The 6,939-nt window shown below is 39.3% G+C and carries 2 protein-coding genes; both read left to right on the top strand.

Annotated features, from left to right (window positions below):
* Positions 1–5,136 (top strand): ZmpA/ZmpB/ZmpC family metallo-endopeptidase (locus tag HT717_RS06020; protein WP_240149503.1); only part of this gene is annotated, 5,136 nt, incomplete at its 5' end.
* A gap of 60 nt (positions 5,137–5,196) precedes the next feature.
* On the top strand, positions 5,197–6,921 hold the full coding sequence (gene pabB, locus HT717_RS06015; protein WP_173304705.1) for an aminodeoxychorismate synthase component I: 1,725 nt from the start codon (positions 5,197–5,199) through the stop codon (positions 6,919–6,921).
* Positions 6,922–6,939 lie beyond the last annotated feature (18 nt).

The raw sequence follows: 6,939 nt of genomic DNA, 5'->3' as shown, positions 1-6,939 counted from the left end.
GAGGTAGGTAAGGAAGGTCACTCCTTAACGCAACCCGAATTGCCAGAAGCTACAGTAGAGTCTAAAGGAACTCAAGAATCTGGTAAGGAAGGCCAATCCTTAACGCAACCCGAATTGCCAGAAGCTACAGTAGAGTCTAAAGGAACTCAAGAATTTGGTAAGGAAGGCCAATCTTTAACTCAACCTGCATTACCAGAAGCTACAGTCGCAGTTAAAGGAACTCAAGAGGCAGGTAAAGAAGGTCAATCTTTAGTACAGCCAGAACTACCAGAGGCTACAGTAGAGTCTAAAGGAACTCAGGAGGAAGGTAAGGAAGGTCAATCTTTAGCACAGCCAGAACTACCAGAGGCTACAGTAGAGTCTAAAGGAACTCAAGAGGTAGGTAAGGAAGGTCAATCTTTAACGCAACCAGAACTACCAGAGGCTACAGTAGAGTCTAAAGGAACTCAAGAGGAAGGTAAGGAAGGCCAATCTTTAACGCAACCTGAACTACCAGAAGCTCAAGTAGAAGTAAAAGGAACTCAAGAGGAAGGCAAGGAAGGTCAAGCACTTGTTCAAGATCAGTTACCTGAGTATAAGGTGACTGAGGGAACCCTTGTTGAAGAATCAACTACAGAAATTGACTACAAAACTGAAACGACTGAGGATCCAACTAAGTATACAGACGAAGAAACTGTCCTACGAAATGGTGAAAAAGGAAGTCAAGTTACCAAAACAACCTATAAAACGGTAGAAGGTGTCAAAACTGACCAAGTTCTTTCAACCAGTACGGAAGTGACTAAGGAGCCTGTAAATCAACAGGTAAGCCGTGGTACAAAACCAATTGAAGGAACTCTTGTAGAGGAAAGCCTTGAAAAGATTCCATTCAAAGAAAAGATTGAAGAAGATAATCAACTGAAAAAAGGTTTAGAAGTCGTAGCTCAAGAAGGGAAAGAAGGTCAGAAAAAAATCACTAAGACCTTTAATACTATCAAAGGAGTTAAGACTGAGGATGCACCAAAAGTAACAGAAGAAGTTATTGAGGCCCCTCAAGACCGAATTTTGAAACGTGGTACTAAGAGCTTTGAAAAACCAGTATTGACCATCACTGCAGTTGAACCTAAGGATTTGAAACGGACTTCAGATGTTAAATACAGTCTAGAAAATCCAAGCAAGGCGGCCATTAAATCTATCACCTTAACTCTGAAAAAAGGTGATGAGATTGTGAAAACTTTAAATGTTTCACCTGACAACTTGACAGCTAGCCTGACAGATCTGCAATACTATAAGGATTATAAACTTGAAACTAAGATGGTTTATGACCGTGGTGAAGGCGATGAGGAAGTAGTTCTGAATGAAGAACCTCTAAGAATTGACCTCAAAAAAGTTGAAATCAAAAATATCAAAGAAACAAGCTTGATGAGTGTGGACGCTGACGGTAATGAAACAGATACTAGTTTGCTTACAGAAAAACCAGCCGATGTTGCCCCACTTTACCTACGAGTTACAACTCACGACAACAAAGTTACACGACTTGCTGTTGACAAGATTGAAGAAGTAGAAAAAGATGGAAAAACTTTATACAAAGTTACTGCCAAAGCACCGGACTTAGTTCAACGTAATGCTGATAACACACTTAAAGAAGAGTATGTTCATTACTTTGAAAAACAAAAAGCAAAAGAAGGTAATGTTTACTACAACTTCAATGAGCTTGTAAAAGATATGAAAGCTAACCCTAGCGGTGAGTTCAAACTTGGTGCAGATTTGAATGCTGCTAATGTTCCAACACCAAATAAAGAGTATGTTCCTGGTACATTTAGAGGTAAGTTATCAAGTGTTGAGGGACAACGTTATTCAATCCACAATATGACACGTCAATTATTTGGTGGTATTGAAGGTGGTTCGGTTAAAGATGTTAACTTGGCTAATGTCGATATTAATATGCCTTGGATTGATAACATTTCTGCTCTTGCTAGAACTGTTAAAAATGCTACGGTTGAGAATATTAAAGTAACTGGTAGCATCACTGGTAGAGATGGAATTGCCGGACTTGTTAACAAATTAGATAACGGCGGACAACTTACTAATGTTGCTTATATTGGTAAACTTACTGGCGTAGGTGATAGAGGTTGGGATTTCGGTGGCATGGTTGGCGAAATCTGGAAAGGTAATGTTGATAAAGGATATGTAGAAGCTGATATAGTTGCTAATAAAGCTCGTATCGGTGGATTTGTTGCTAGATCGGATAACGGTTCTGATCCTAACGGAATTGGTAAATATGGTTCTGTTCGTAACGTTGTTACTAAAGGAACTATTAAGGTAAATACACCTGTTGAAGTAGGTGGTTTCCTTAGTAAGAACTGGGCATGGGGTAAAGTTGCAGACTCTGTGTCTATGATGAAAGTTGAAAATGGTGAAGTGTTCTATGGATCTAAAGATATTGACGAAGATGGTGGATACTTCTCAAATAACGCTTTAGAACGTAACTTTATCGTAAAAGATGTAAGTACAGGTAAACGTTCATTTAAATTCTCTGTTTCTAACCGAATTAAAGAAGTGTCTCAAGATGAAGCTGACCAGAAAATTGCAACATTAGGAATTACAGCTAATGATTATGTTATCAAGCCTCTTGTTTCAGATACATTAAATAATGTTAAACCAAAATCTGACACTTATAAAGATACTCAAGACTACGACGCATCTCGTGAGCTTGCTTACCGTAATATCGAAAAACTTCAACCGTTCTATAACAAAGAATGGATTGTAAATCAAGGTAACAAGATTCCTGCTGGATCAAACTTATTAACGAAAGAAGTATTGTCTGTAACTGCAATGAAAGGAAATGACTTTGTCACAGACCTTACAGATGCTGACCATATTATGATTCACTATGCAGATAAGACAAAAGAAATCTTAACAATTTCACCAAAAGATTCTCAAGTTAAGCAAGTGAAAGAATATAGTATCGCTGAACTTGGTGAAGTTGTTTATACACCAAACATGCTTGTTAAAGATCGTGCTGACTTAATCAGTGCTATCGAAAGTAAATTGAGTCCAGTAGAATTACAATCTGACCCGATTTACCAACACTTGGGTAGAACTGGTGGCAACAAAGTCAATGCAATTAAGGATTTGTACTTAGAAGAAAGCTTCAAGTATGTTAAAGATAACCTTAATAAATTTGTTACGAAGTTAGTGGAAAATGAAGATCACCAACTGAACACAGATGAAGCTGCAAAACGTGCCTTGATTAAGAAAATCGATGACAATAAGGCTGCAGTTCTTCTTGGTTTGTCTTACCTCAACCGTTACTACGGAGTTAAATTCGATGACTTTAATATTAAAGAATTAATGTTATTCAAACCTGACTTCTACGGTAAGAACGTTAGTGTCTTAGATAGAATCATTAATATTGGCTCTAAAGAAAGTTATATTAAGGGTGATCGTACTCACGATGCTTATCGTGAAGTAATCGCTGGTGCTACTGGTAAAGGTAATTTACATGAGTTCTTGAAATACAATATGGAACTCTTCACAAGTGACACAGACTTAAACGATTGGTTCATAAAAGCAACTAAAGATAATGTATATGTCGTTGAGCCGAAAACAACAACACCTGAATTCGCAGATAAGAAACACAGAGCATACGAAGGATTAAACAACGACGTACATGGTAAGATGATCCTCCCACTTCTTAACTTAAAAGATGCTCACATGATTCTAATCTCAACATACAATACACTAGCGTACAGTTCATTTGAGAAATACGGTAAGAACACAGCAGCAGAGCGTGAAGCATTCAAACCTGAAATCGATAAAGTGGCAAAAGCTCAACAAAATTATCTAGACTTCTGGTCTCGTTTATCATTGGATAAAGTTCGTAATCAACTACTTAAGAGCAATAACATGGTACCAACACCAGTACTAGATAACCAAAACTATCCAGAAGGTACTGACAAATACGGTCACACTAACAGCGGTAAAGATGTCGCTCCAGTTCGTGAATTGTACGGACCAACAGGTCGTTACCATGCTACTGACTGGCGTATGGGAGCTGTAGCTCGTATCTACGGTAATCCTTATAAAGATGATTCAGTTTTCTTCATGGTTACCAATATGATTAGTGACTTTGGTATCTCTGCATTTACTCACGAAACGACTCACGTAAACGACCGTATGGTTTACTTAGGTGGTTCAAGACACCGTGAAGGAACTGATTTAGAGGCATTCGCACAAGGTATGTTACAATCACCTGCTGAAACAAGTCCAAACGGTGACTTTAAAGCACTAGGATTGAACATGGCCTACGAACGTCCAAATGATGGAAATCAATGGTATAACACTAATCCAAACGACCTCACTTCTCGCGCTGAAATCGATCATTACATGAAAGGTTTCAATGATACGCTCATGCTTCTTGACTACCTTGAAGGTGAAGCCGTTCTTGATAAACAGGATAAAGCCTTAAATAGTGCTTGGTTCAAGAAAGTGGATAAAAAATTACGTAACGCTAATACGAAGAACCAGTATGATGAGGTTCGTGATTTGAATGCAGAAGAAAAAGAATATAACTTAACTTCTGTTAACGATCTAGTAGACAAGAATTTCATGACCAAGCACGGTCCTGGTAATGGTACTTATGACCCAACTGGATTTGGCTCTGCCTATGTAACGGTGCCTATCACTGCTGGTATCTATGGTGGTAATACAAGTGAAGGAGCTCCAGGAGCAATGTCATTCAAACATAACACCTTCCGTATGTGGGGTTACTTTGGATATGAGAAAGGCTTCCTAAATTATGCTTCTAACATGTTGAAAAATGAGTCTAAAAAAGCTGGTCATGCTACTCTAGGTGATGACTTTATCATTAAGAAAGTTTCTGATGGTAAATTTAATACTCTAGAAGATTGGAAGAAAGCATACTTCAAAGAAGTTGTTGATAAGGCTAAAGCAGGATTTAATGCTGTTGAAATCGATGGAACAACTTATAATAGTTACGATGAATTAAAACAAGCATTTGCTGCAGCTGTTGATAAAGATAAAGCAACTCTTAATAATGGCTCAGTTAAATTTGATAATACCGTATCACTTAAAGAGAAGCTCTTCAAGAAACTTCTTCAACAAACAAACAGCTTTAAAACTTCAATCTTTAAATAATTGAACTCTCTCATCTGCTTTGCGGATGAGGGTTTTCTTATTTTGTGCTATACTTAAGGTATGCATAGAAAAACAGTGATTGATTTTAGGGCTTTGGGGGAGAGATACATCTTTACCCAGCCCATTAAAGAGTTGAAAACGAGAAATGTAGCAGAAGTAACAGCCTTATTGGCACAAGTGGAAAGCTACCAAGAGCAGGGCTACTATGTGGTGGGCTATGTCAGCTACGAGGCTGCACCTGCTTTTGAGGAGAAATTAGCAGTTCACAAGGCTCCTTTATTGGACGAGTATTTGCTTTACTTTACTGTTCATGATAGGGTGGAAACATCCCTTATTCCTCTGATTTATGACGAGGTTAATTTGCCGTCTGATTGGCAGGAAGTAACGTCTGCAGCAAACTATGAAAAGGCTATTGCTCAGATTCACCATCATTTGCGGCAGGGAGACACCTATCAGGTCAACTATACCGTCCAACTCAAGCAAGATTTAAGCGCTAATCCTTTTGCCATCTACAATCGCATGGTGGTAGAGCAGGAGGCGGGCTACAATGCCTATGTTGAACATGACGAGATGGCAGTGATTTCCATGAGTCCAGAACTCTTTTTTGAGCAAAATGACCGTGAGTTGACAACGCGACCAATGAAGGGAACGACTCAGCGTGGCATGACTGACCAAGAAGACTTGGAGCAGGCCAGTTGGTTAGAGCAGGATCCCAAAAATCGCTCTGAAAATATGATGATTGTGGACCTCTTGCGCAACGATATGAACCGTATTTCTGAAGTGGGAAGTGAGCATGTGGAGCGTTTGTGTCAAGTGGAGCAATATTCGACTGTCTGGCAGATGACTTCGACCATCAAGAGTCAGTTGCGAGAGGATGTGGATTTGGTTACCATTTTTCGCTCTCTCTTTCCTTGTGGTTCCATAACGGGCGCACCGAAAATTGCGACTATGGAAATCATTAAGGACTTGGAACCACAACCGCGTGGAGTCTACTGTGGAACCATTGGTCTCTTGCTTCCAAATGGACGACGGATTTTCAATGTCGCCATTCGGACCATTCAACTGTATCAAGGGAAAGCCATCTATGGAGTTGGCGGAGGCATTACATGGGATAGCACTTGGGAATCTGAATACCGCGAGGTTCATCAAAAGGCAGCCGTTCTTTATCGTAAACAAGCTCGTTTCAAACTGATTACTACAGGGAAAATCAGCCAGAAGAACTTGTTGTTTGAGAATCAACATATAGAAAGGCTGAGAAAAGCTAGTCGATATTTTGCCTTTCCTTTTGATGCAGAAGACTTAAGACAAAAGATAGAGGAAGAGTGTCAGGCTTGTGATGCTAATCAAGATTACCGCTTGCGAATTTCTCTCAGCAAGTCTGGAGAGATAGAAGTCGATCGCCAAGTATTAACACCCCTTAGTACAAGCTTTTGTCAGGTCCAACTCTGCCTTCAGGAAGCCAATTTGCAGCAAGCCTTTACCTACTTTAAGACAACTCACAGACCGCATTTGAGCTTAGGGGAACAAGAGATCATTTACCACAATAAGTCTGGAGAACTTCTTGAAACCTCTATTGGAAATCTGGTCTTAAAAATTAATGGGAAACTCTACACAACGCCTATCCGACTTGGAATCTTGCCAGGAATTTACCGTCAGTATTTACTAGAAACAGGACAAGTAGAAGAGAAAGTCTTGACCTTGACAGACTTAGCCCAAGTTGAGGCTATATATGGCTGTAATGCAGTGAGAGGTTTGTATGAGTTATTTATTCAAAAACAAAAATAAGAATTGTAATGAAAAGTT

This window comes from Streptococcus sp. 959 (assembly GCF_013277075.1).
GTDB lineage: Bacteria > Bacillota > Bacilli > Lactobacillales > Streptococcaceae > Streptococcus > Streptococcus pseudopneumoniae_C.
Note: the sequence above shows the minus strand (reverse complement) of the source record. Positions and strands in the feature narration are given on the sequence as shown.